The following is a 22,499-nucleotide window of genomic DNA, read 5'->3' on the forward strand; positions in this document are numbered from 1 at the left end:
TCGGATATGGGCCGCCCAACCGCTATACTGTCGTCTCTGTCCGTCCTCCTGTTGCTCCTTGCGGTCGTCTCCGGTGGCGCGGGGGCGACGCTGTCGGGCCCGTTGGACCCGGTTTCGAGCGACAGTGACGACCACCTGGATATTACGGAGTCGGATGACGCGGTGGAGGAATCGAACGCGACCGACCCGGCCACAGATTCGGCCGGCGAAACCGTCGATGATAGTACAAACGAGAGTACGGACCCCGAAAGCGAATCGACCGACACCGTGAGCGACGGCCTCGAGAACGCGACCGACGAAACCACCGACACCGTCGAAGACGCGGCTGATGAGACAGCCGACGACCTCGAAGAGACAACCGTCGAAACGGCCGATACCGTCGAGAACACAGTCGAAGAGACCAGTGATGCCGTCGAGGAGACGGCCGACGATCTTGAGAACACGACCGAAGAGGCGGCTGACGAAACCACCGGCACCGTCGAGGACACAACCGACGGAACCACGGACACTATCGAGGAGCCGACCGACGAAACTACTGACACGGTCGAAGACACAACTAACGAAACCACCGGCACCGTCGACGAAACGATCTCGGAGAGTTCGGACACGCTCGAGAACACGACCGAGACAGCCGACCGAGGCGTCGAGGACACCACGGATACGCTCGAGAACACGACGGACAGTCTCACGACTGTCGTCGAGGAAACGACCGACGAAACCGCAGTCGAGGAGCCGATCGGAAACCTGACCGAGGCTGTCGACGACACGACGGCGACGACAACGGAAACCGTCGATACAACCACGGCGGAAACCACCGATGCGGTCACCGAGACGACGGGGGCTCTCGAGGACACGACGAACGACACGACGGACGCCGTCGATTCGGTAACGGCGGAAACGACGGCGACGGCCGACGAGACGGTCACCGGCAGTACGGACGCCCTCGAGGACACGACGAGCGAGCCGCTCGACGCCGCCGACGGCCTCACGAACCGAACGACCAACGCGGTGACTCGAACGGTTGCGGAGGCGAACGAATCCGCAACCGGGACGGCCGAAATCGCCGACGGACTCACGGAATCGGATACCGAGTCGAGGGCGGACGACTCGAGCGAAGACCCCACTGCTGTCCCGACCGGCGAGGACGACTCGAGCGGAGGCGAAACGGTGGGTGAAGGGGACGACGGCCCGGAGGCCGACACCGAATCGAGTTCGATCGACCGCTTCGACGGCACGGCCGGGTTTGGCGGCGAGGACCGGAAGACGGCCACCGACGCCGTTCTCATCGGCCTCCTCGGTGTGCTCACCGCTTCGGGGACGGCCGCAAGCAGCGCGGGCGCGGGGGCGGCCGCCGGCGGTGCGGCCGGCACTGCGGGCCTCGCCGCCCGCCCGGTCTGGCTGCGCACTCTCCTGTCACTCCTGGGCAAACTCCCGCTCGAACTGATCCCGATCCTCAAGTACAGCCGGTACGACGACTCGGATCCGCTCGAGAACGACCGGCGGCGGGCGGTCTTCGAGACGATTCAGCACCACCCGGGCTGTTACCTCTCCGAAGTGAGCGAGAGGAGCGACGTCTCGCTGTCGACGGTTCGCCATCACGTCCGCGTCCTCGCTGAAGAGGGACTGCTCACGTCGACGAAGGTCCACGGAAAGCGGCGGTACTTCCCGGCCGGCGCGGACGACACCGAACTGCAGGCCGCCCTCGCCGAACCGGCGAAGCGAAGCGTCCTGGAGGCGCTCGCGGACATCGGTCGGGCGCACAACGGTCGACTCGCGGACGAGTTAGATCGGGATCCCAGCACCGTTTCACACCATCTCGCGACGCTCGAGGAGTCGGGGCTGGTCGTCCGCGAGCGCGACGGTCGGGCGATCGTCAACGAACTCGCTCCGGCGGTCGAGGCGGCGCTGGTCGAGGGTCCGTCGACCGACGCCGGCGCGACCGCCCCCGTCGCCGACGACTGAACTGGGGTTCAGCTCAGGACTCCGTCTCGTTTACGATCTCGAAGTACAGGTGGGCGTGTGCGCGACAGCCGGGGTTGAACGCCGCGTCGCAGTTCGGGCAGGCGTAGCCGTCCGCCGCGCTCGTCGGGCCGTCGGTCCCGAGTCCGAGGTACGTTTCGGGGGTCATCTCGAGGCCGCAGACGCCACAGAGAACCGCCGGTTCGTCGAATCGGTGGCGGGGCCAGGGAGATCGGGGGTGGTCGGCGACCTCGTCGTGGCAGCGAAAACAGGGGTAGTACGATTCACAGCAACCGAATTTGACCGCGACGACGTCGCGGTCGGTACGGTAGTGAGCGCACCGCGTTTCGGGGCCGACATCGGTGCCGTAGACGGGATTGTCGTCGACGTCTCTCACGAGCGGACGGATGGCTGCCGTCCACTTTGGAGTTCCGTCGTGGTTCCGGGCCGATCACTCGAAGACCGCAGTGTCACCGCGGCGGTAGCGGTCGATGCGGCGATAGCCCTGGATGACGGCGTCCTCGTCGAGTTCGATCTCGTAGCGGCCGATGATGTCCTGCGTGTCGGGGACGGCCGTTCGCTCGACGACTTCGACGACTGCGCGCCAACCGTCTTCGATCGCCGAAATCTCGCTGACCCCGTCGAACGTGTGGCCGATCAGTTTCCCGGCGGTCTCCTCGACGGTCTGTCGAACGGCCAGGACCCCCTCGATTCGCTCGTCGTCGACGTCGAGGTCTTCGGTATCGACGTCTTCGGGGTCCGTCGTTTCGGTCTGTTCGGCCGTTTCGGTCTCTGACTGATCTTCTGTTTCTGATTCGCTCACTGTTTGATCACTCTCGTCGTGCTGGTGGCAAAACCCGTCCTCCTGGGCGGGTCGGGAACACCGCTCACCGGAACCGGTGAGCGCCTTGCACTGCTCGGTTGACTGTGAATCGGCTTCGGCCATGGTTAGAGTGCGTCGTTGATTTCCTCACGGAGGTCGTTCAGGTCGCCCGTGCCGGCAACTTTCGGCGCAAGGACGTCGGTGAAGACGTCCGTCAGCACGTCGACTTCCTCGGTCTCATCAGCGCCGAAGACGGCGACCCCTTTTGCCGCCGTGATCGCCACACGAGTGCCGACGACGACGTCGAGTTCCTCGCGCAGGGTTCGGGTCGCGTCGACGACCGTCTCGACGTCCTCCTCGGGGAGGCCGGTGTGCGCCGCGACGATCTCGAGTTCGGTCTCGCGATCGTAGAAGTCGACGTGGACGCCGACCACTCGATCGAGGAGGGCGTCCTGTGGCTGGTGGACGCCCGCGTACTCGACGGCGTTAGACGTCAGCACCGCCCGAAACTCGGGGTGGACGTCGATCTGTCGGTTCTCACCCCCTTTGCCCGGTCGCTCGAGGACGCCCTCCTCGAACATCGACAGCAGGACGTTGTGGGCGACTGGCTGGCTGCGCGAGAACTCGTTGTAGACGAGCGTCGCGCCCTCGCGTGCGGCAACCGACAGCGGGTTGTCGACCCAGCGCTTGCGGACGACCTCGGTCTGTTTGCGGACGCCGCTGACGAACTGGTCGTCCTCGCGGTAGCGCTCGCCGCCGGCGTGTTCGCCGACCAGTGCGGCGGTGTCGACGGACTCGTCGCCGTTGAGCCAGACGACCGGGCGACCGCGCTGGGCGGCGGCCGAGAGCGCGAGTGCGGTCTTCCCACAGCCGGTCGGACCGATCAGGTGAACCGGTTGATCGGCCTCGAGCCAGCCGGTGATCCGCTCTTGAATCGACTCGATCTCGTCGGTGGTAACGAACGGTTCGGGAGCGACCTCCTCCGGCGTGGACAGCGGCGTGTCGCCGCCGGACTCGCGTTGCCGGCGGCTGGGCTCGCCCGTTCGGCTGGTGCCGTTCGAGTCGCCGTTTTTCGGCTGGCGCTTCTGGGCCCACCGCTGTTCTTTCTGCTGGCGGCTCGCCCGGATCTTCCTACCGCGCACTTTGCGTGCACGCGAGTCGTCAACCATGAACTGGACTATTCGGAGGCCGACTTGGGTGAGGACTCGGGTCGCGTCTCGACTTCGAGTTCCTCGAGGTCCTCGAGGTCGCCCTCCGACGTGGCTTGCTCAATTTTCGATATCTCCTCTGCGTAGTGCAGGAAGGTGTCGACGGAGGCGACGACGACGCGCGCCTCGACGGTCAGGAGTTCGATACCGACGACGGAAACGCGGGCCCAAACGTCGATAACGACGCCCTTGTCGAGCACACGGTCGAGCACTTCTGCGAGACTCGAGGAGTCGGGTCGTTGGCGTGTCTGTGACATTGTGGATGCACTCCCAACTCCACGACGAAGGCGTATCACCGTTGACGCTGCTGATGCAAGCAGACGAATGTCGACCGTCAGCCACCGATACTGTCCGTATTTCGGAGGGGTTGCGCTCGGATGTCCTATTATAGGAGGGGTGGTTCGTCCGCGTCAATAGTACGGTATTAGGCCGTGTTAAGCAAAGCATAACTCGCTGGCACTCGCTCGGCCGTTCTACAGCAAGGGGTTCACTTATTCGCGCGCGCATGGTAGGCGTCCGTGTGATCAGCCAACGTCCAGGGGCCGGGGTGAGCGCTCGATGAGCAACCGGTACGTCTACGGAATCATCGAAACGGGGTCGCCCGTCGAGTTCGACACCGACGCCGTCGGCGGCGCGGAGACGGTGTACACGATCTCTCACCGGCGCTACTCGGCCGTCGTCTCCGACATCGACAACACCGAGCCCGAGGAAACCGACGAGGACGCACAGCGCCACGACGAGGTGCTTCGGGAGATCATGACCTACGACGGCGGGCGGACCATCGTGCCGATGCAGTTCGGGATGGTATTCGAAAACGACCGCGCGCTGAAGAACGTCCTCCGCGGGGCCCAGCCCGCGTTCAGGCGGACTCTGCGCGACATCGAGGGGACCGTCGAACTCGGACTCAAGATCGTCCGCGAGGAGGACGCCGACCTCGACGAGTCGGCAATCGAGGAACGAGTCGACGAAGTGCTCGAGCCGCTGGCGGAGGGGTCGGTCGATAACGGGCTGTTCAGCGATCGGCTCCTGCTCAACCGCTCGTACCTCGTCGACAACGACGAGCAGGAGGCGTTCGACGAGGCGGTCGCCGAGCTCGAGGAGTCACACGACGGTCTGCTGTTTCAGTACACCGGACCGTTCGCACCGTACAGTTTCGTCGACATCCACATCGGAGCCCAGTAATGTTCATCCTCGACGACCTCCTGTTCCGGCCGTTCGTCGGTATCGTCGACGCGCTCCACACGATCGCGCTCAGCGAGATGTACGACGTGAGGGCGCTCGAGGACGAACTCAAGGAGAATCAGTTGCTGTACGAACTCGGCGAACGCTCCCAGGCGGAGTACGAGCGCCAAAAGGAGGAACTCGAGGCGGAACTCGAGGTCGCTCGGGAGGCCCACGAACAGCTCTCGAGCGGTCGCGTGGAGGTGAAAACGTAATGACAGATAATTTACCACCGGACGATTCGGACGACCGAGATGACCAGCCAGCCGACCACGCCGACGACGACCGGTTTCGCGGTCGACAGCCGGGAGAATCAGGCGGATGGCTCTCGACGCTGACAACGGCACTCGAACGGCTGGACCGGTCTTCACGCTCCGAGCGGACGGGCATCGACTACAGCGTCTCCATCCGATCCGGACTCGAGGACTTGATCGACCGCGATCGACCAGCCGGTCGCTCAGAGACAGGCGGTCCGGGAAGACGGCCCACGGGCCCCGATCGGACTCGAAGCCGCCGCGTCTCCCGACAGCGCGAGCACGTCTCCACGCGAACGTACGAGGACGAACTGCTCGTGACCGCCGAGTTGGCCGGCGTCGATCCCGGGGACGTAACCGTCGGGTTCGACGACGACACGCTCGTCATCGGCGTGGAGGGACGGGAACTCGAGCGCGTTCGCGTTCCGTGGTCGGAGTCGAACGCGGCAGCGACGATCCGCAACGACGTACTCACCGTTAGCGTCACCCCAGATACCAATGAGTGATCAACTAGCAACCCTGGTAGACGAAGCGGAGGACGGGCTCACCGACCTCGAGGAGACGCTCGAGGGCGTCGACAGTCTCGACGCGCTCGCCGAGGACGAACTCGAAGCGGTTCTCGACAACGTCGACCTCATGGCGAAGCTCGCCGACGAGGTTGAGGACGTCCTCGACGCCATCGACCTCACCGAACTGCCGGAGGCGATCGACGCCTCGGAGCTGCTCGAGGCGATCGAACTCGGCGAGGTTCCCGACGCCCTCACGGAAGGAGAGGCCGACGACGTCGTCCAGCTTCGCAACCTGATCCGAGCGATCAACCTCCAGGAGCTGTGGGACGCCGCGAACGTCCGGGAGCTGTGGCAGGCAAAGCGCGAACTCGAGGACGCCGTCGACCAGGGCGAAGAAGACGACAGTCTGGTCGGAGAAGCGATCGATTCGGTGACCGACGACGATGACGACGAACTGATCGACACGGACGGCGAGATGCTCGAGGGCGACGTGGAGATGGACGTCGGCGACGGCCTCGGCGGCGAGGGCGGATTCGGGATCGACGGCGAGGACACCGAACCGTACGAGACGATGATCCAGCACCAGGCGATGGATGGGATCGACGAGTTCCGCGAGGCGCTCATCCAGACCCACGGCAAGTTCCAGGAGCTCTACGAGTTCAACCGGGAGAAGATGCGCCGCCAGGACACGAGCACGAACTCCCGGAACCCGACGGCCGCGTCGACGGTGCCTGTCGAGCGCAACGACGTGGGTCACGCGGGTCGGTACTCGACAGTCCCGAAACAGGTTCGTCACTCCTCCGCGCCCGGTTTCGACCGGATCTACGGTCCCCGATTCAAGCGCGAGTTAGAGAGGCGCCGGGCGGCGAGCGGAGGTGGGGACGATGAGTGAGTTCCAGCCCAGTCGTCAGAAGTCCGACCTCGCCGACGTCGTCGAGATGCTGCTCGACAAGGGCGTCGTCATCAACGCCGACATCGCCGTCTCGATCGGCGACACCCAGCTGCTCGGCATCCAGGTCCGTGCGGCCATCGCCTCCTTCGAGACGGCGGCGAAGTACGGCCTCGAGTTCCCCGAGGGGACCGACATGGAGCGCGTCGCCGAGGCGGTCGGCGATCCGGAACTCGCGGAGAAAGAGCGGCCACAGATTCCGGTCGATCCCACCCGCGGGGTGAACGTGTCGGCCGAGGACGAGAGTGAAGAATCGGACGGCGGCGAAAGCCAGGACGAGGACGGGAGCCAGGACGGCGACCGAGGCACCGAGCGCCTGGGCGCACGACCGAGCCCGAACGAACCCGTCGAAGGCGGGACGAACCTGCTTAGCGACGACGAAGGCGAGAGCACGGAAAGCGGCGACGACGAAAACGAGAACGGCTCCGACGCCGACTCGACTGAGAACGGAGGTGAGGATGGCGACGATTGACGTCGGCGAGGGCGAGGACGCCCGCGAGGGGCTCGTCACCCTCGTCATCACGGTGATCGAACTGCTCATCGACGCCCTCGAGCGCGAGGCCGTTCGCCGGATGGAGTCGGGAAACCTCACCGACGAGGAGATCGAGCGGATGGGCCAGCAGCTGGCGGCGATCGAGGCCGAACTCGAGGCGCTCAAGCGCGACGAGGGGATCGAGGAGGGCGTCGACGACCTGCGGGGCGACCTCGACGGGCTGGTCGCAGACGCGATCGAGCGACTCGACGCCGACCCCGAGGCCCACCGCAAGCCGGGCTACTCCGTGTTCGGAGGTGAGGGCGAGTGAGCCGGGAACCTGCCCAAGACGAGGCCGCCGGCGCGGACGGCCCCCCGGAGATCGACGACGGTCGCTACATCTACTGCCTGGTGCAGGCCCCCGAGGGCGAACCCGCCCTCGAGACGGAGGGGATCGACGACGAACCCGTCTACACGATCGTCGTCGACGACGTCGCCGCGGTGGTCCACGACTGCGACGACGTCTACGACTCGGCCGATCTCACCGAGGTTCGCCGCTGGCTCGTCCGCCACCAGTCGGTCGTCGACGACGCCGGCGAGGCGTTCGGCACGCCGCTGCCGTTCCAGTTCGATACGATTCTCCGCGGCGACGACGACGCCGTCCGCGAGTGGCTCCGCGAGGAGTACGACGCCGTCGCGGGCGCGCTCGAGTCGCTGGCCGACCACTGGGAGTATCGCGTCGAGGTCGTCCGCGTCGAACCCGTCGACGAGGGCACCCTGCTCGAGCGCGACGAGGAGTTGCGGGAGCTTCGCCAGCGGATCGACGACTCGACGGAGGGAACCGCGTTCCTGGTCGAAAAACAGTACGACCGCCGGCTCGAGGAGCTTCGAGAGGCCACACGCCAGGAGCTGGTCGGCGATCTCGACGAGCGCCTGGCCGCCCATGCCAGAGAGGTCCACGAACTCGAGCGATCGCCCGCCCAGAGCCTCGGCGGAGAGGGAGAGCGCGACGGCGAGACGCTCTGTCGGCTCACGCTGCTGGCCGCCGAGAGCGAGGAGGGCGCGGTCGGTTCGGTGCTCGACGACGTCGCTGCCGAACCCGGCATCGAGGTCCGCTTTACCGGTCCGTGGCCGCCGTACACGTTCGCCCCATCGTTCGGCGACGAGGGTGGCGAGCGGGAGGCGAGGCGAGGCCGCGGCTCCGGGGGTGAGCGCTGACCGATGGAGCCGAGCAAGGGAGACGACGAACTGGTCGACCTGCTTGACGTGGTTCTGCGAGACGGGGCGGTCCTCCGGGCGGACGTCATCATTTCCGTCGCGGATATCCCGCTCGTCGGTCTCAAGCTAACCGCGGCGATCGCTGGAATGGAGACGATGACCGACTACGGACTGTTCGAGGAGTGGGATACCGAGCGGCGGGCGGCCGCGACTGCGAGACGACAGTACGGCCACCGCGAGCGGCGGCGCGTCGAGTCGGCCGAGGGCTCGAGTAGCCGGTGAGAAGCGATCGAAGAACCGAGGAACTGCGAAGCCGTTCGGGGCGATCCATCGCGTGTCGCTGAAAGGGAAGACTACCGAGGAGCCGTGCCCCCACAGGTGGGGGCGGGCAGTCAGGCGAACTCCGGACGTTCCTTGGTGACCTGGACGTCGCCGGTCACGCTCGTGCGTTCGCCGCCCTCGCTGTACGTGTAGCGACCTTCACCGTCACAGAGCGTACACTCGTACTGCTCGCTGATCTCGTTGATCATCTCCCCGTCCTCGAAGTAGACGCGGCTCTGGGTGATCTGCAGGAACTGTGCGGTTTCGCAGTTGGTGCATTCGATCATACACGAACGGTTGGCGTCTCCGGACGTAGTTATCCGGCTTGTAACCACTCACTCCGAGACGCTATGACTGAATTAACGGACCGGTAGTCGGTGCCGATCAGCGGTGACCCATCGAAACACGTCCGAACGGACCGGGAGTCGTCGGGAGGGTCGATTCGAACCGGATAACCGCACGACAGAGGCCCGATCCGTTTTCCGAGATAGGTGCCGATTAAGCGCCAAAAACGTCGGAACGGTTCGCGCTCCGCCTCGGAATGCACCGCCTTCTCTCGCCGAACAGTTGGTCGGCCCACCGCCATGTAAGCGCTCCGCCCGGGATGGCGGTCCTGTCGAGACTGAGTAGTGATCCGTCCCACCGCCCGGAGCGGTTTCGAGTGTCGCGGAAGCATCACCGAGACCAGATTCTCTCGGGGTCGATCGCTTCCCACCGGTGCGCGAGCATAACTGCCCCGAGCGTCCTGCCGGCACCCCGGACGCTTTTGCGCTCTCCGCCCAACGTTCCGACGATGACGATCACCCTGTACGAACTCGAGGGCTGTCCGTTCTGTGAAGACGTCGCGGACGAACTCACCGATGCCGACGTCGAGTACGAAAGCGTCTGGGTCGACGCGCCCCACTCGGAGCGAGACGAGGTCAAACGCGTCTCGGGGCAGCGAGGCGTGCCCGTCCTCGTCGACGAGGACCGCGGCGTCACGATGGCCGAATCCGCGAACATCCTCGAGTACGTCGAGCGAACGCTGGTCTGATCGACGCCGGACGAGCGCCCGAGCAGCCGTCGCCAATCGAAGAGTGGACCGCCCGGGGAGCCGCCGCCGGACGAAACCCGAATTGCCCGGCGTAGCGACGCCCTACCTCGGGAGTCCGAAAACGTACTGTCGGCGTAGCATAGCCGTATAGACTGTTGGGCCGACCATTGCAGATGTTTCCGTGACGCTAACACCGAGCCAGTATCCCCATAACAAAGGGGTTGTCACCCCTGAGTGTTTCTTGCGGGGACGCAACGCCCCGTCGGGTACGGGCCCGGCCCGACCACGACGCGCTACCGGCCGTTTGCCGTGCGTTCGTGCCCGGATTGCTCGGAAGTGGACTCGCCCCCGCTTCGAGTTAGCTCATGTCTCTCACGCCAGGGCGGGCTCCCGCCCCCGCCCCGGTTTCCGCACCAGTGCACAGCGACGTCACCGGCCGTACTACCCTAGTTACACCGTCCAGCCGGTCGGCTACAGTTCCTCCCGCCGAGGCCGCAGTCTTCAAGCCGCTGGCTTCGAACCTGGGGGTATGCGACTCGAGGAGTACTGGGGTGTGGGGCCGAAGACGCGCGAGACGCTCGTCGACCAACTCGGGGCGGAGCGGGCGGCGGCAGCCATCGAGAGCGGCGACGTCAGAGCGCTGTCGGATGCCGGCGTCCCTCGCGGGCGAGCGACGCGAATCCTGCGCCGGGCGACCGGCGGCGCGGGGATGGAACTGCTGGCAACGAGCGACGCCAGGTCGGCGTATAAAGAGCTGCTCGATCTGGCGGTCAACCACGCGGTAACCGAGCGAGCAGCCGACCGGATCCGGGTTCTGACCCCGCTGACGACCCGCGCCGCGATGGAAGACCGACTCGACGCCGTGCTGGCGACCAGAGACGCCTGGGTCGCTCTCGACGACGACGATAGAGCGGCTGTTCTCGCGGCGTACGACCGCTACGACGAACGGGACGGGAGCGAACGCGCCGCAGTCGAAGCCGCACTGGCCTTGCTCGAGGCCGACGTCGACGACGGCCCGTTCGAAGCCATCGCGGCCCTCGAGCGGGAGGCTCTCGAGGCCGCCGCCGGCGCGCTGTCGGCGCTCGAGGGGGGCCGCGTCCGCGAGGGGGCCGACGACGAACTCGACCGCCTGCGGGAGGCCCTGGGAGTGGTCGAGGACATGGACGCGAACGCCCTCGCCGTGATCGAGGAACTCCGCTCGGACGGGGTTCGGGACACGGATCAGTTCCGCGAGGCGTTCGAGGACCACGTGCTGTCGGAGAGCCGCGTGACCGTCGAGCAGGTCCGGGACGCGATGCCGACCGACGCGGCCGACGCGACGGACTTCGTCGGCGGGACGCTCAGGAACCTGCGAACCGGGCTCACCGAAGCGGTCGACGAGCGCGAGGAGACGGTCGCGGCCGAGTTCGAGGCGACGCTCGAGGAGACGGACGAGGCCGTCCAGGGGGCGGTGACCGCGGTCGACGACATCGCGCTCCACCTCTCGCTGGCCCGGTTTGCGAGGGCCTACGACTGCACGCGGCCGACGTTTCTCGAGAGCGAGGAGGCCGCCGTCTCCGTCGTCGACGCGCGCAATCTCGTGATCGCCGCCAGAGAGGGGGAGTCGGTTCAGCCGGTCACCTACGCGCTGGGCGATCACGCCGTCGACGGCGCAGCCGTTTCCGGAGCAGACGCCGATCTCGAGACGCTGCCCGGCGAGGAGCGCGTCGCCGTGTTGACGGGTGCCAACAGCGGCGGGAAGACGACGCTGCTCGAGACGCTCTGCCAGATCGTGCTGCTCGCGACGATGGGACTCCCGGTGCCCGCCCGCTCGGCTGAGGTGACGCCCGTCGACGCGCTGGTCTTCCACCGCCGGCACGCGAGTTTCAACGCGGGGGTGCTCGAGTCGACGCTGCGTTCGATCGTACCGCCGCTTGCCGACGGGGGACGGACGCTGATGCTGGTCGACGAGTTCGAGGCGATCACCGAACCCGGCAGCGCGGCCGACCTGCTCCACGGACTCGTGAGGCTGACCGTCGACCGGGAGGCACTGGGCGTGTTCGTTACCCACCTCGCGGACGACCTCGAACCGCTCCCGCCCGAGGCGCGGGTCGACGGCATCTTCGCTGAGGGGTTGAGTCCGGAACTCGAGTTGCTCGTCGACTACCAGCCCCGCTTCGAGACGGTTGGGCGGTCGACGCCGGAGTTCATCGTCTCGCGGCTGCTGGCCGACGCGACCGACCGAGGCGAGCGGGCGGGGTTCGAGACGCTCGCGGAGGCGGTGGGTCACGAGGTCGTCCAGCGGACCCTCGCCGACGCCCGCTGGAGCGACTGATCGCGGTCGTCACCGGGGTTCGTTCTCCCGTGTTGGCGGATCATATGTGTAGCAGTAGCCGTTCAACTCGTCGCGGACGCGGTTCTCGAGGTAGGATCTGGCGTCGCCGCTCGCGAGGAGTCCGGCGTCGACGGCGTCCGCGAGGACCGCCGTGGTCGCGCGAAGCCAGTGCCGCAGGTCGCGTTCGGGCGTTCCGGGGCGAACTTCGATGACGACGCCGCGGGGTCGCCGAGGATGGGGTTCGGAGACGGTGTGCAACTCGAGGGAGGCGACGAGATACGACCGGACGTCGAAGTCGGGGGAGACGAGATACAGCGCCTCGTAGGTTCGTGGATCCAGATGGTCGGCGAGCAGCGCGTCCGCGGGGACGGCGTCGGCGAGCAGTTCCGGATCCACGACGCCGCGGGCGAGGGGGGTCGACGCGGTGAGTCGCCACGCGAGGGCGAACCGATCGGCCCCCCAGTGGCTGTACCGGAGGTCGTAGCGTCCGTCGGGACGACGATAGGCGACGAGCGCTCTATGACCCATCGTCCGATCGAAATCGCCGGGCGTACTCGAGGGGCCGGTGCGAAGCGACGTGGGAATCGGTCTGGTACATGACCCGGACTCGCCGCGGGTTCCTACTTGAACGTGCGGCCCAGTCGACGGCTTCGGAGGCACAACGCGGAAACCCCTCCCGTGCGTACTCGTGGATGAATGCGATACGATGCAGTCGTCTTCGACAACGACGGCGTGTTGACGACGCCGACGGAGTACGCAGCGCTGGAACGAGCGATGGAAACCGCCTACGCCGATGTCGGCGTCTCCGCACCGACTGACGAGCATCTCGAGGCGCTGTTGCGTCCGGACGTCGCCGGGCTGCGCGACCTCGCTGCCGAGTGCGGTGTCGAGCCCCCGCGACTCTGGGAGGCCCGCGAACGGGCCGCGATCGACGCCCAGCTCACGGAGCTCGAGGAGGGGCGAAAGACGCTGTACGACGACGTTTCGAGTCTCGACGCGCTGTCCCCGCCTCGGGCGATCGTGAGCAACAACCAGCACGAGACGATCGAGAACATCGTCGACCACTTCGATCTCGCGGGGTTCGACCCCTGGTACGGCCGCGAGCCGACACTCGAGGGGATCGAGCGCAAGAAGCCGACGCCGTACTACCTCGAGCGGACGATCGAGGAGATGGGCGTCCAGGAGCCGCTGTACGTCGGCGATAGCTGGGTCGACATCGCCGTCGCCGACGCGCTGGGGATCGACTCGGCGTTCATCCGGCGGGAACACCGGATCGACTACGACCTCGAGAGCTACGACGTCGAGCCGGACCACGAGATCGAGAGCCTCGAGGGTCTGCTGGAGCTGTAGCCAGACGTCTCCCGCTCGCGTGACTGCGACGCCAGCCCGGTCAGGCCGTCGCTTTCACCCGGCTCTCGGCGCGCTCTTTGACCGCACCGTTCATCGCCTCGAACCCACGGCGGACGCGGTCCCTGTCGAGCACCACGGGGACGAGCGCCCCGCGGAAGGTTTCCCGCTGGAGCAGCCGCGTTCGCTCACCGCCGTCGGAGCCGGGCTCCGGCGAGGATCGTTCACCGTCGGCGATCGGCTCGAGGTGGAACTCGTGGTAGCCGTCGAAGAGAAACGGGACGACGAGCCGACCGAGCCAGGCGAGTCGCCGGTTCTCCTCCGCGACGACGACTTCGGGCTTGAACGTCATCCCGCGGGAGTCGGGCGGTTCGATCCGGACCTCGAGTCGCCTGCCTTTGATCGGAATCCCCTCGATAGACCGGATAAACGGGTTCCACTCGGGATAGGTGTCGAACTCGAGGAGCACCTCCCAGACGACCGCGGGCGGGGCGTGGATCTCCACGAACGATTCGACCTGATGCATGCTATTCAATGACGCAGTGTGCGGTCAAACGTGTGTCGGTGGCGTCAACGTCGGCCGCGGGGACGAGATGCGCCGGAGTGAGCCCATACGGCGTCGACTGGACGGCCACCAAAACCCCCATTAGCGCCCGGTCCCGAGGGTCGATTATGACCCGGTCGCGCGGTATCTCCCGGCGGAGCTTCGTCCGCAGCGCCGTCGCCATCGGCGGTGCGGCCGCCCTCGCCGCCTGCCTCGAGCGCGAGGGAAGCGGCGAGGACGTCGACCTCCCCCAGTCGAGCGTCGACCCGGCTGACCTCCCCGAGCGCCAGCACGCCTGGAACGACCACGTGCTCGAGGACGAGCACGGCAACGCCCTGGCGCCCGAGCACAACGTGCTCCTCGGCCTCGAGTACCTGGGCAACGAGCCGACCGACGACGAGCGCTCCCAGCTCGAGGACGCCTTCGAGACGCTCGAGCGCGCCTACGAGCGCGGCAGCGACGGGCTCGCCTTTACCGTGGGCTACGGGCCGGCGTACTTCGATCGGTTCGACGAGGATCTCCCCGAGTCGGCGGCGCTGCCCGATCCCGAGGCGCTCGCCGCCCACGAGGACCCAGAACTCGACGCCTACGACGGACTGATCCACCTCGCCAGCAATCATGGTTCCGTGGTGCTGAGCGCCGAGGAGGCGCTCCGCGGAGAGGTCGGGGAGCTCAACGAATTACCCGTCGAGAACAGCCTTGAGGGAGTGTTCGACGTCGTCGACCGGCGGACGGGGTTCGTCGGCGAGGGGCTCCCTGCGGAGAATCAGGAAGACGTTCGCGGGATTCCCGATTCGGAACCGGTTCCCGACGACGCCCCGCTGTTCATGGGATTCAAATCGGGCTTTCGGAAGAACCAGGCCAGCGAGGACCGAGTGAGCATCGAGGAAGGCCCCTTCGCGGACGGAACGACGACCCAGCTCTCGCGAATCCGGCTTCACCTGGAGCAGTGGTACGAACAGGACAGCCGCGATCAGCGCGTGAGCAAGATGTTCTGTCCGGTCCACGCCGACGAGGACCGCGTCGAGGGCGCCGGGCACAACCTGGGCGACTCGAGCGGGCTCGACGACTGTCAGGATACCGTCGAGGAGGACGCCCGCACCAGGGGCGTCGTCGGCCACGCCCAGAAGTCCGCCCGCGCCCGCGAGGGCGGCGAGCCGATCATCCTCCGACGGGACTTCAACTCCACCGACGACGGCGAGGCGGGCGTCCACTTCCTCTCCCACCAGCGGTCGATTTCCGACTTCGTGACGACCCGGACGGCGATGACCGGCTCGGACCTCTCGGTTCCCCAGGCGAACAGCGGCATTCGCCAGTACATGACGGTGCGCCGGCGAGCGAACTACCTCGTGCCGCCGCGGCGCCACCGGTCGCTTCCGGTTCCGAACCCCGAGTAAGCGTACCGACACCCGGGAGGCCGTCAGATCCCGGCACCGGTTCTTTGTCGCCGGGCGTGGTCGTGTCGGTATGACACGCGTCGCGATCACCGGTGCGTCGGGCAACGTCGGCCGACAGGCGCTCGAGGCGCTCCCCGAGCACGACTTCACGCTCTTCTCGCACAGCGAACACGAGGATCTCGACACGACAGTGCTCGAGATCGCCGACCGCGAGGCGTTCGTCGACGCCCTCGCAGACCAGGACGTCCTGATCCACCTCGCGGCGAACCCCTCGCCGGACGCGGAGTGGGACGACCTCGAGGACCCGAACGTCACCGGCGTCTACAACGCCTACGAGGCGGCGGTTCGCAACGGCCTCGAGCGGGTCGTCTTCGCGAGTTCGAACCACGCGGTGAACATGGGGAACACCGCCTCGTCGGTCAGACCGGAGTCGACGGTCGGCCAGCCGACGGTCACCAGACCCGACGACTCTCCCGATCCCGACAGCTACTACGGCGTCTCGAAGGTCCTCGGCGAGGCGATGGGCGATTACTACGCCAGCCGCCACGGCCTCGAGGTGCTCAACCTCCGGATCGGCTGGCTGCTCTCCCGGGACGACCTCCGCGAGACGTGCGCCGAACGCGACGGTCCCGGCGAGCGCTACGCCCGCGCCATGTGGCTCAGCCCGGAGGACTGCCGGCGGCTGCTCGCGCGGAGCGTCGAGGCGACGCTCCCGGAAACCTGCGTCACCGCCCACGGAATCTCGAACAACGCCGAGCGGTTCCTTTCGCTGACCGAGACGATGCTCTCTCTCGGCTATCGGCCACAGGACGACTCCGCGATCGTACTCGAGGACGACGAGGGCTCGAGGGAGGGCCTCGAGTCGCTCTGACGGCGGTTCTCGCGGGGGCGGACTGGCGGCTCGAGGCAGCTCGCCGACCGGTCAGTCATCCGCTTCTGCCAGCGCGGCCGGCCGCTCCCCCGGCAGATCGTCGCGTCCGTGGGAGGCTTCGAAGTCGAGATCCGGCCCCCGTGCGACGATCCGGTTCGGGTTGACGTCCGGGTGGGTCGTGTAGTAGTGTTCTTTGATCTGGGCCATGTTCACCGTCTCGGCGACCCCCGGCGTCTGGTACAGGTCCCGGAGGTACGGCCAGAGGTGTTCGAACTCGCGGACGAACTGCCGGTTACACATGAAGTGGGTGTGGTAGACGTTGTCGAATCGGACCAGTGTGGTGAACATCGCGATATCCGCCTCCGTGAGCCGGTCGCCCGCGAGGTAGCGCTGATCGGCCAGCGTGTCGTTCCAGCGCTCGAGCGCCGAAAACAGGTCGTCGACCGCTTCGTCGTACGGTTCCTGTCTGGTCGCGAAGCCCGCTCTGTAGACACCGTTGTTGATCGGCTCGTAAATCTCGTCGATGATCTCGTCGACCGTCTCCTGGTGGCCCTCGGGGTAGAGGTCGACGTCGCGCGAGGCGCACTCCGCGAACTCGGTGTCGAGCATCCGCATGATCTCCTTCGACTCGTTGTTGACGATGGTATCCCGCTCGGTGTCCCAGAGGACCGGAACCGTCACGCGACAGGTGACCTCCGGGTCCGCCCGCACGTAGAGCTCCCGGAGGTAGTCCGCGCCGTGGACGTGATCGCGCGTACAGCCCTCCTTCGCGGGCGTGAACTGCCAGCCGTCCTCGTCGCGGTAGGGGTCGACCACGGAGACCGAAATCGCGTCCTCGAGTCCCTTCAAAGCGCGCGTCACGAGCGCCCGGTGGGCCCACGGACAGGCGTACGAGACGTACAGGTGGTAGCGGCCGGCTTCGGGCTGGAACTCGGCCTCGGGGTCGTCGCGGATGCGATCTCGAAAGGTGGTCTCCTGGCGCTGGAACGAGCCGTCGTCGTCGGTGTACTCGTCCGCGTCGGTTCGCCACTCGCCGTCGACGAGCATGTTCATACGTCGGTTACGTAGCCGAGACATAAAGCAAGCCGCTAACGGTCGTGTCACCGACCCGTCGCCCCTCGAGTGAGTCGACCCGGCCGCTCAGACGAGCGCGGTCGTCAGCCAGTAGACCGCGACGAGTGCGACGAGTGCCCCGCCCTCGAGGCGCGTCAGCCGCCGCCCCGTCGCGAGCAGAAACGCCGTGACCGCGGTCAGAACGACGAGCCAGGCGAACCCGGTGAGCGCTTCGGAACCGACGACGAGCGGCCGGACCACCGCGGCGACGCCGAGGACGCCGAGGAGGTTGAACACGTTCGAGCCGATCACGTTGCCTGCGGCGATAGCAACCTCACCGCGACGAGCGGCGACGAGCGACGTCGCGAGCTCCGGGAGCGACGTTCCGGCGGCGACGATGGTGACGCCGATCACCCACTCGGAGATCCCGCCCTGCCGGGCGAGCGTCGTCGCGGAGTCGACGAGGAGGTTGCCGCCCACGACCACGAGGCCCACGCCGACCAGCACTCGAGGGACGTCGAGCCACGAGGCCGAGCCGAACTCGTCGACGTCGGTCCGTGCTTCGGGCTCGGAGCCCCCGCTTGGCTCACCAGCACCGCTCGATCGACGCGCATCGACGAACAGACCACCGACGTACGCGATCAGCAGGCCCGAGAGTACGAGACCCTCGAGGGTCGAGACGGTAAGATCCCACAGCGCCGCGAGCGCGAGCACCGTCGCTGCCCCCATCGCGAGGGCGTCCCTGCGAACGAGCGATTCGGAGACGCGAAACGGGTGGATAACGGCGACCGTGCCGAGAATGACACCCAGGTTGAACACGTTCGAGCCGACGACGTTGCCCACGGAGACGGCCGACTGGCCGGCAAGGGCGGCCTCGAGCGTGACGGCAAACTCCGGGGTGGAGGTGCCGAAGGCGACGACAGTGAGCCCGATCACGAGCGGTGAGACGCCGGCGCCGGCGGCGAGGCGGGCGGCCGCCGCGACGAGGACGCGAGCGCCGACCCAGAGCAACACGATAGAGAACAGGAGGACGGGGATGTCGACGACCGTGGCCATCGTCTGGCTTACACCGCCGGCTCACAAAAGCACCCGGCCGGCGGCGGGACCGAGATGGGGACCACGACCGTGCGAGGCGGTATGCGATCCACGTGGCTTTAAGCGATTCAGACGTGGACTCGAGGTATGAGCGACGACGAGCGGCACCGACAGAGCCGCCTGTTCACCGACGACGACGGCGAGTTCGACGCCGAGCGCGCTCGAGACGAGTCGCTGCCGGTCGAGGACGGCGAGGTGGTCGACACGACCGACCTCGCCGACCACCAGACGTATCTCGAGGGACGCGGGATCTACGACGAGCGCAACCGGGTCAACGACCTCACGGGCCGGGAGTGGAAGTTCGCCACGAAGTCGGTGATCGCCGAGCGGTATCCGCCGGACGTCCAGCACGACCTGCGGAGCGAACACGGCGGCCAGAAGCCGCCACGACTGTGTGCGGACCTCATCGAGCGGTTCAGCAAGGCCGGCGACACCGTTCTCGACCCGTTTGCAGGCGTCGGCGGCACCTTGCTGGGCGCAAGTTTCTGCGAACACGAGGGAACCGGACTCCGGGAGGCAATCGGCTTCGAACGAACCGAGCGGTGGATCGAACTCTACGAGACGGTTCTCGAGCGCGAGAACGAGGAGCGACGCGCCCGCGGCGAGGCGCCGCTGGCGGAACAGGAGATGCGCCACGGCGACTGTGGGGTACTGATCGACGAGCTCTCGGCTGACTCGGTCGATCTCCTGCTGACCGACGTTCCCTACTGGCGTATGGACGAACTCGAGCAAACCCGTAACAGACAGGAGATGCGGGAGAGCAAACTGGGCTCGTTCGAGGGCGTGGAACCGAGTGAGGGTCCGGACGCGGGAACGGGCGATGAACCCCCAGCACAGACGAAAGCCGAGTGGCTCGCGGAGATGGCCGCCAGGTTCGACAGCTTCACCGAGGCGGTCGCCCCCGGCGGCTACGTCGTCGTCTTTATCGGGGACATGTACCGCGAGCAGTCCTACGAGTTCCTCTCGGCCGACCTCGCTCGAGCGATCACGGACGCCACGTCGATGACGCTCGCTGCGAACCTGATCTGGTACGATCCGCTGAAGGACCTCCACGTCTACGGCTATCCGTTTTCGTTCGTTCCGTCGATGGTCCACCAGAACGTGCTCGTGTTTCGGACCGACCGGCCGGAGTGATGGGACGAGACGCACGCTTGTGGCGTCACACGTCCGTCTGACGCGGTTTTATAATCTACCGGCCGAATCTGTCAGAAGCAGGCGCGCACGTACGATATAATTAGTTCCCATCCTTCCCCCCGCGCGCCTTGCATACCACTTCGTTCGCTCCTTTCAGACGGCGTCTCAGATCGCCACAACCGTCGGTCCGACTCGCTCAGGCTTCGGTCGGCAACAGCATCGCCCGCACCTCGTCCAGCTGGTTGGTTTCGGTGATGAGCGCGACCTCGTCGCCGGCGGCGAGTTCGGTCCCGGGAAGCGGAATCGTCAGCGACTCGTGGGACCGGCCGTGGGCGTAGATCCGGGCCGTGGCGGGCAACTCGAGTTCGCTGATTCGCTTGCCGACGGCGGGCGATCCCTCGCCGATCTCGAGGACGGTAAGCTGGAGGTTCGCCGCGAGATCGGCGACGACGTTGAAGTCGCCGCCGAGCATCGCGGTTTTCGCCCCCGCGGCTCCGAGCCGTTCGGGGTAGATGATCTCGTCGACGTCCTGGGCGTACTTCTTATAGATGTCCTCGCGGTAGTCCTCGTCGATCCGGAGCACGGTTCGACAGTCGTGGTGGGTTCCGACCATACAGGCGGCGAAGTTGACGTTGAGATCGGGCGTCATCGCGCCGACGGCGGTCGCATCCTCGATCCCGGCCTCGAGCAGGACCTCCTCGTCCGCACCGTCCCCGACGAGCGCCTCGAAGCCGTCTCGGTCGGCGCGGTCGGCGCGGTCGCGGTCGTTGTCGACGACGATGACCTCGTGGCCCTCCTCCGCCAGGATGCGTGCCGTTCGCGACCCGACCCGACCGTATCCCACGATAACAAACTTCATGCCAGACTGGTACGGGAGCGGGGGTCAAATACGTTGGTCCCGACGCCGCATTGCTGTCGTCGGTAGCGATGCGGGTCCGGAAATCGCGTGAGGTGATCGACCGCTTCGGTCCGTGTCCAGTCCCGGATATGCACGTAATTGCATAGATGGGGGCGAACTCGGACGGGAACATTTAAATCACCGCTGTATCTATGCTCGAACGTCCAAGATGGGGTACTTCGAACTCGAGAGACACGGTACGGACGTTGGCACCGAGACGATCGCCGGGGTCACGACGTTCCTCGCGATGTCGTACATTATTCTGGTCAACCCGTTCATTCTGGCCGACGCGATCGAAATACCGGGCTACGCGTACGTCGAAGTCGTCCAGATGATCGCGATCGCGACGATCATCGCCTCGGTCGCGGCGATCGCCGTCATGGCGTTCTGGGCGAACCGGCCGTTCGGTCTCGCACCGGGAATGGGGCTGAACGCCTTTTTCGCCTACACCGTCGTTATCGGGCTGGGGATACCCTGGCAGACCGCGCTCGCGGCCGTCTTCGTCGAAGGAATTATCTTCATTCTGATCACGGCCGTCGGGGCGCGCAAGTACGTCATCAGCCTCTTTCCTGAGCCCGTCAAGTTCTCCGTCGGCGCCGGCATCGGCGTCTTCCTGCTGTTCATCGGCCTCCAGGAGATGGGGATCGTCGTCGGAGACGAGGCTGTGCTCGTCGAACTCGCGCCGATCGCTCAGTCGCCCGGTGCACTGCTCGGACTCGCCGGACTCGCGGTCACGTTTATGCTGTGGGCTCGCGGCGTTACCGGTTCGATCATCATCGGCATTCTCGGAACGACCCTCATCGGCTGGCTCGCCTGGATGGCGAACCTGGCGAGCACCGAGGCGGCGCTCCCTCAGGCCCTCGTCAACCAGGAAACGGGTGAGCTGAGTTTTGCCGCTGTCCTCTCTCCGCAGTACGACATCACGCCGCTGGTCGGAGCCTTTATCGACGGGCTTCGGGATGTCGACCCGCTCACGTTCACGCTGGTCGTCTTCACGTTCTTCTTCGTCGACTTCTTCGACACCGCGGGGACGCTCATCGGCGTCTCGCAGTTCGGCGGCTTCCTCGACGAGGAGGGCGACCTCCCCGAAATGGAAAAACCGCTGATGGCAGACGCCGTCGGGACGACGGTGGGAGCGATGGTCGGCACCTCGACGGTGACGACCTACATCGAGTCCTCGACGGGGATCGAGGAGGGCGGGCGGACCGGGCTGACCGCGCTGGTCGTCGGCGTCCTCTTTCTCGTTTCGCTGGTCGCCATCCCGTTGATCGCATTGATTCCCGCGTACGCCTCGTTCATCGCACTCGTGGTGGTCGGCATCATCATGCTTCAGGGCGTCCTCGACGTCGACTGGAACGACCCCGCCTGGGCGGTTTCAGCCGGTCTGACGATCACGATCATGCCGCTCACCTACTCCATCGCGAACGGCCTCGCCGCCGGGATCATCGCCTACCCGGTCATCAAAACCGCAATGGGTGAACACGACGACGTTAGCCTCGGTCAGTGGGTGATCGCCGCCGCGCTCGTCGGCTACTTCTACGTCTACACGAGCGGCATGCTCGGCTAACCGGTACCGGCAACACCGCCGAGTACCGCAGTTCTCATACGACTCGCGTTCGAACCACCGACGATGTCGGAGATTACGTTCTACGAACTGTCAGGCTGTCCGTTCTGTACGAAAGTCCGCACGAAACTCGAGGACCTCGACCTCGAGTACGACTCCGTCGAGGTTCCTCGATCGCACGCCGAGCGCACCGAAGTCGAATCGCTAACCGGTCAGACCGGCGTTCCCGTCATCGTCGACGAAGAACACGGCGTCGAGGGGATGGAGGAGAGCGACGACATCGTCGACTACCTCGAGGAAACGTACGGAAACTGA

The 22,499-nt window shown here is 66.4% G+C and carries 27 protein-coding genes; 17 read left to right on the plus strand and 10 right to left on the minus strand.

All coding sequences use genetic code 11. From position 1 onward, the window contains the following. The first annotated feature begins 6 nt into the window (after window positions 1–6). On the plus strand, window positions 7–1,962 hold the full coding sequence (locus AC6I6S_RS03365) for a helix-turn-helix domain-containing protein (RefSeq protein WP_497948317.1): 1,956 nt from the start codon (window positions 7–9) through the stop codon (window positions 1,960–1,962). A gap of 13 nt (window positions 1,963–1,975) precedes the next feature. Here the strand turns inward: AC6I6S_RS03365 and AC6I6S_RS03370 are convergent, their stop codons facing one another. Genes AC6I6S_RS03370 through gvpA form a run of 4 tightly spaced genes read right to left on the minus strand, consistent with a single transcriptional unit; the run spans window position 1,976 to window position 4,247 of the window. Further along, a complete protein-coding gene (locus AC6I6S_RS03370) occupies window positions 1,976–2,356 on the minus strand; it encodes a CHY zinc finger protein (protein ID WP_497948318.1) in 381 nt (126 codons plus the stop codon). Between the two features lie 54 nt (window positions 2,357–2,410). Continuing rightward, window positions 2,411–2,905, minus strand: a complete 495-nt coding sequence (gene gvpO / locus AC6I6S_RS03375) for a gas vesicle protein GvpO, halophile-type (RefSeq protein ID WP_497948319.1) — start codon at window positions 2,903–2,905, stop codon at window positions 2,411–2,413. Between the two features lie 2 nt (window positions 2,906–2,907). Further along, a complete protein-coding gene (gene gvpN, locus AC6I6S_RS03380; protein ID WP_497948320.1) occupies window positions 2,908–3,951 on the minus strand; it encodes a gas vesicle protein GvpN in 1,044 nt (347 codons plus the stop codon). Between the two features lie 8 nt (window positions 3,952–3,959). Further along, window positions 3,960–4,247 (minus strand): gas vesicle protein GvpA, encoded by a 288-nt coding sequence (gvpA, locus tag AC6I6S_RS03385; protein ID WP_497948321.1) that lies wholly within the window; start codon window positions 4,245–4,247, stop codon window positions 3,960–3,962. 301 nt (window positions 4,248–4,548) lie between these two features. Here gvpA and AC6I6S_RS03390 point away from each other — a divergent pair, with 301 nt between their 5' ends. Genes AC6I6S_RS03390 through gvpM form a run of 8 tightly spaced genes read left to right on the plus strand, consistent with a single transcriptional unit; the run spans window position 4,549 to window position 8,895 of the window. Beyond that, window positions 4,549–5,172, plus strand: a complete 624-nt coding sequence (locus AC6I6S_RS03390) for a GvpL/GvpF family gas vesicle protein (protein WP_497948322.1) — start codon at window positions 4,549–4,551, stop codon at window positions 5,170–5,172. Then, the gene (gene gvpF, locus AC6I6S_RS03395; RefSeq protein WP_497948323.1) at window positions 5,172–5,426 is read left to right on the plus strand and encodes a gas vesicle protein GvpF; all 255 of its coding nucleotides are present in this window, start codon (window positions 5,172–5,174) and stop codon (window positions 5,424–5,426) included. The genes AC6I6S_RS03390 and gvpF overlap by 1 nt, the downstream gene beginning before the upstream one ends. Beyond that, complete coding sequence (locus tag AC6I6S_RS03400) at window positions 5,426–5,971, plus strand: Hsp20/alpha crystallin family protein (protein WP_497948324.1); 546 nt, start codon at window positions 5,426–5,428, stop codon at window positions 5,969–5,971. The genes gvpF and AC6I6S_RS03400 overlap by 1 nt, the downstream gene beginning before the upstream one ends. Continuing rightward, window positions 5,964–6,866, plus strand: a complete 903-nt coding sequence (locus AC6I6S_RS03405) for a hypothetical protein (RefSeq protein ID WP_497948325.1) — start codon at window positions 5,964–5,966, stop codon at window positions 6,864–6,866. Before AC6I6S_RS03400 ends, AC6I6S_RS03405 begins: the two co-directional genes overlap by 8 nt. Next, window positions 6,859–7,395: a gas vesicle protein GvpJ gene (gene gvpJ, locus AC6I6S_RS03410; RefSeq protein ID WP_497948326.1), complete on the plus strand. Its 537-nt coding sequence runs from the start codon at window positions 6,859–6,861 to the stop codon at window positions 7,393–7,395. Before AC6I6S_RS03405 ends, gvpJ begins: the two co-directional genes overlap by 8 nt. Beyond that, complete coding sequence (locus tag AC6I6S_RS03415) at window positions 7,382–7,726, plus strand: gas vesicle protein K (protein ID WP_497948327.1); 345 nt, start codon at window positions 7,382–7,384, stop codon at window positions 7,724–7,726. The genes gvpJ and AC6I6S_RS03415 overlap by 14 nt, the downstream gene beginning before the upstream one ends. Then, window positions 7,723–8,613 (plus strand): gas vesicle protein GvpL, encoded by an 891-nt coding sequence (gvpL, locus tag AC6I6S_RS03420; protein WP_497948328.1) that lies wholly within the window; start codon window positions 7,723–7,725, stop codon window positions 8,611–8,613. Before AC6I6S_RS03415 ends, gvpL begins: the two co-directional genes overlap by 4 nt. 3 nt (window positions 8,614–8,616) lie before the next feature. Next, entirely contained in the window at window positions 8,617–8,895 is a 279-nt protein-coding gene (gene gvpM / locus AC6I6S_RS03425; protein ID WP_497948329.1) for a gas vesicle protein GvpM, read from the plus strand. Between the two features lie 110 nt (window positions 8,896–9,005). On the opposite strand, the gene AC6I6S_RS03430 is transcribed toward gvpM, so the two are convergent. After that, window positions 9,006–9,221, minus strand: coding sequence for a hypothetical protein (locus AC6I6S_RS03430; protein ID WP_497948330.1), 216 nt, complete (start codon window positions 9,219–9,221; stop codon window positions 9,006–9,008). 506 nt (window positions 9,222–9,727) lie between these two features. On the opposite strand from AC6I6S_RS03430, the gene AC6I6S_RS03435 reads away from it, so the two are divergent. Together AC6I6S_RS03435 and AC6I6S_RS03440 are read left to right on the plus strand one after the other, a co-directional pair. Continuing rightward, window positions 9,728–9,967 (plus strand): glutaredoxin family protein, encoded by a 240-nt coding sequence (locus AC6I6S_RS03435; protein ID WP_497948331.1) that lies wholly within the window; start codon window positions 9,728–9,730, stop codon window positions 9,965–9,967. Between the two features lie 529 nt (window positions 9,968–10,496). After that, on the plus strand, window positions 10,497–12,281 hold the full coding sequence (locus AC6I6S_RS03440) for a MutS-related protein (protein WP_497948332.1): 1,785 nt from the start codon (window positions 10,497–10,499) through the stop codon (window positions 12,279–12,281). A 9-nt stretch (window positions 12,282–12,290) separates the two neighbouring features. On the opposite strand, the gene AC6I6S_RS03445 is transcribed toward AC6I6S_RS03440, so the two are convergent. After that, window positions 12,291–12,809 (minus strand): DUF6735 family protein, encoded by a 519-nt coding sequence (locus AC6I6S_RS03445; RefSeq protein WP_497948333.1) that lies wholly within the window; start codon window positions 12,807–12,809, stop codon window positions 12,291–12,293. 168 nt (window positions 12,810–12,977) lie between these two features. On the opposite strand from AC6I6S_RS03445, the gene AC6I6S_RS03450 reads away from it, so the two are divergent. After that, window positions 12,978–13,631, plus strand: coding sequence for an HAD family hydrolase (locus AC6I6S_RS03450; RefSeq protein WP_497948334.1), 654 nt, complete (start codon window positions 12,978–12,980; stop codon window positions 13,629–13,631). 40 nt (window positions 13,632–13,671) lie between these two features. On the opposite strand, the gene AC6I6S_RS03455 is transcribed toward AC6I6S_RS03450, so the two are convergent. After that, entirely contained in the window at window positions 13,672–14,154 is a 483-nt protein-coding gene (locus AC6I6S_RS03455) for an SRPBCC family protein (protein WP_497948335.1), read from the minus strand. Window positions 14,155–14,300: 146 nt separating this feature from the next. Here AC6I6S_RS03455 and AC6I6S_RS03460 point away from each other — a divergent pair, with 146 nt between their 5' ends. Beyond that, window positions 14,301–15,569: a DUF7405 family protein gene (locus AC6I6S_RS03460; RefSeq protein ID WP_497948336.1), complete on the plus strand. Its 1,269-nt coding sequence runs from the start codon at window positions 14,301–14,303 to the stop codon at window positions 15,567–15,569. A 70-nt stretch (window positions 15,570–15,639) separates the two neighbouring features. Then, window positions 15,640–16,440, plus strand: a complete 801-nt coding sequence (locus AC6I6S_RS03465) for an NAD-dependent epimerase/dehydratase family protein (protein WP_497948337.1) — start codon at window positions 15,640–15,642, stop codon at window positions 16,438–16,440. A 51-nt stretch (window positions 16,441–16,491) separates the two neighbouring features. Here the strand turns inward: AC6I6S_RS03465 and AC6I6S_RS03470 are convergent, their stop codons facing one another. Further along, window positions 16,492–17,493, minus strand: coding sequence for a glutathione S-transferase family protein (locus AC6I6S_RS03470; RefSeq protein ID WP_497948338.1), 1,002 nt, complete (start codon window positions 17,491–17,493; stop codon window positions 16,492–16,494). An 87-nt stretch (window positions 17,494–17,580) separates the two neighbouring features. Beyond that, on the minus strand, window positions 17,581–18,549 hold the full coding sequence (locus tag AC6I6S_RS03475) for a calcium/sodium antiporter (RefSeq protein ID WP_497948339.1): 969 nt from the start codon (window positions 18,547–18,549) through the stop codon (window positions 17,581–17,583). A gap of 126 nt (window positions 18,550–18,675) precedes the next feature. Between AC6I6S_RS03475 and AC6I6S_RS03480 the strand changes: the two genes are divergently transcribed. Further along, a complete protein-coding gene (locus tag AC6I6S_RS03480; protein ID WP_497948340.1) occupies window positions 18,676–19,722 on the plus strand; it encodes a DNA methyltransferase in 1,047 nt (348 codons plus the stop codon). 196 nt (window positions 19,723–19,918) lie between these two features. Here AC6I6S_RS03480 and AC6I6S_RS03485 read toward each other — a convergent pair whose 3' ends face one another. Continuing rightward, a complete protein-coding gene (locus AC6I6S_RS03485) occupies window positions 19,919–20,581 on the minus strand; it encodes a potassium channel family protein (RefSeq protein WP_497948341.1) in 663 nt (220 codons plus the stop codon). Window positions 20,582–20,789: 208 nt separating this feature from the next. Between AC6I6S_RS03485 and AC6I6S_RS03490 the strand changes: the two genes are divergently transcribed. Both AC6I6S_RS03490 and AC6I6S_RS03495 read left to right on the plus strand, forming a co-directional pair. Further along, window positions 20,790–22,187, plus strand: coding sequence for an NCS2 family permease (locus tag AC6I6S_RS03490; RefSeq protein WP_497948342.1), 1,398 nt, complete (start codon window positions 20,790–20,792; stop codon window positions 22,185–22,187). Window positions 22,188–22,250: 63 nt separating this feature from the next. Next, window positions 22,251–22,499 carry a glutathione S-transferase N-terminal domain-containing protein gene (locus tag AC6I6S_RS03495; protein ID WP_497948343.1) on the plus strand — a complete coding sequence of 83 codons (249 nt, stop codon included), beginning with the start codon at window positions 22,251–22,253 and terminating at the stop codon, window positions 22,497–22,499.

The organism is Natrononativus sp. DTA114 (assembly GCF_059736515.1).

Bases quoted from the DNA above. Each gene is read 5' to 3' on its own strand.
- AC6I6S_RS03365 (WP_497948317.1), top strand. From the start codon at position 7: ATGGGCCGCCCAACCGCTATACTGTCGTCTCTGTCCGTCCTCCTGTTG.
- gvpO (WP_497948319.1), bottom strand. From the start codon at position 2,905: ATGGCCGAAGCCGATTCACAGTCAACCGAGCAGTGCAAGGCGCTCACC.
- gvpN (WP_497948320.1), bottom strand. From the start codon at position 3,951: ATGGTTGACGACTCGCGTGCACGCAAAGTGCGCGGTAGGAAGATCCGG.
- gvpA (WP_497948321.1), bottom strand. From the start codon at position 4,247: ATGTCACAGACACGCCAACGACCCGACTCCTCGAGTCTCGCAGAAGTG.
- AC6I6S_RS03390 (WP_497948322.1), top strand. From the start codon at position 4,549: ATGAGCAACCGGTACGTCTACGGAATCATCGAAACGGGGTCGCCCGTC.
- gvpF (WP_497948323.1), top strand. From the start codon at position 5,172: ATGTTCATCCTCGACGACCTCCTGTTCCGGCCGTTCGTCGGTATCGTC.
- AC6I6S_RS03400 (WP_497948324.1), top strand. From the start codon at position 5,426: ATGACAGATAATTTACCACCGGACGATTCGGACGACCGAGATGACCAG.
- AC6I6S_RS03405 (WP_497948325.1), top strand. From the start codon at position 5,964: ATGAGTGATCAACTAGCAACCCTGGTAGACGAAGCGGAGGACGGGCTC.
- gvpJ (WP_497948326.1), top strand. From the start codon at position 6,859: ATGAGTGAGTTCCAGCCCAGTCGTCAGAAGTCCGACCTCGCCGACGTC.
- AC6I6S_RS03415 (WP_497948327.1), top strand. From the start codon at position 7,382: ATGGCGACGATTGACGTCGGCGAGGGCGAGGACGCCCGCGAGGGGCTC.
- gvpM (WP_497948329.1), top strand. From the start codon at position 8,617: ATGGAGCCGAGCAAGGGAGACGACGAACTGGTCGACCTGCTTGACGTG.
- AC6I6S_RS03430 (WP_497948330.1), bottom strand. From the start codon at position 9,221: ATGATCGAATGCACCAACTGCGAAACCGCACAGTTCCTGCAGATCACC.
- AC6I6S_RS03435 (WP_497948331.1), top strand. From the start codon at position 9,728: ATGACGATCACCCTGTACGAACTCGAGGGCTGTCCGTTCTGTGAAGAC.
- AC6I6S_RS03440 (WP_497948332.1), top strand. From the start codon at position 10,497: ATGCGACTCGAGGAGTACTGGGGTGTGGGGCCGAAGACGCGCGAGACG.
- AC6I6S_RS03445 (WP_497948333.1), bottom strand. From the start codon at position 12,809: ATGGGTCATAGAGCGCTCGTCGCCTATCGTCGTCCCGACGGACGCTAC.
- AC6I6S_RS03450 (WP_497948334.1), top strand. From the start codon at position 12,978: ATGCGATACGATGCAGTCGTCTTCGACAACGACGGCGTGTTGACGACG.
- AC6I6S_RS03455 (WP_497948335.1), bottom strand. From the start codon at position 14,154: ATGCATCAGGTCGAATCGTTCGTGGAGATCCACGCCCCGCCCGCGGTC.
- AC6I6S_RS03460 (WP_497948336.1), top strand. From the start codon at position 14,301: ATGACCCGGTCGCGCGGTATCTCCCGGCGGAGCTTCGTCCGCAGCGCC.
- AC6I6S_RS03465 (WP_497948337.1), top strand. From the start codon at position 15,640: ATGACACGCGTCGCGATCACCGGTGCGTCGGGCAACGTCGGCCGACAG.
- AC6I6S_RS03470 (WP_497948338.1), bottom strand. From the start codon at position 17,493: ATGAACATGCTCGTCGACGGCGAGTGGCGAACCGACGCGGACGAGTAC.
- AC6I6S_RS03475 (WP_497948339.1), bottom strand. From the start codon at position 18,549: ATGGCCACGGTCGTCGACATCCCCGTCCTCCTGTTCTCTATCGTGTTG.
- AC6I6S_RS03480 (WP_497948340.1), top strand. From the start codon at position 18,676: ATGAGCGACGACGAGCGGCACCGACAGAGCCGCCTGTTCACCGACGAC.
- AC6I6S_RS03485 (WP_497948341.1), bottom strand. From the start codon at position 20,581: ATGAAGTTTGTTATCGTGGGATACGGTCGGGTCGGGTCGCGAACGGCA.
- AC6I6S_RS03490 (WP_497948342.1), top strand. From the start codon at position 20,790: ATGGGGTACTTCGAACTCGAGAGACACGGTACGGACGTTGGCACCGAG.
- AC6I6S_RS03495 (WP_497948343.1), top strand. From the start codon at position 22,251: ATGTCGGAGATTACGTTCTACGAACTGTCAGGCTGTCCGTTCTGTACG.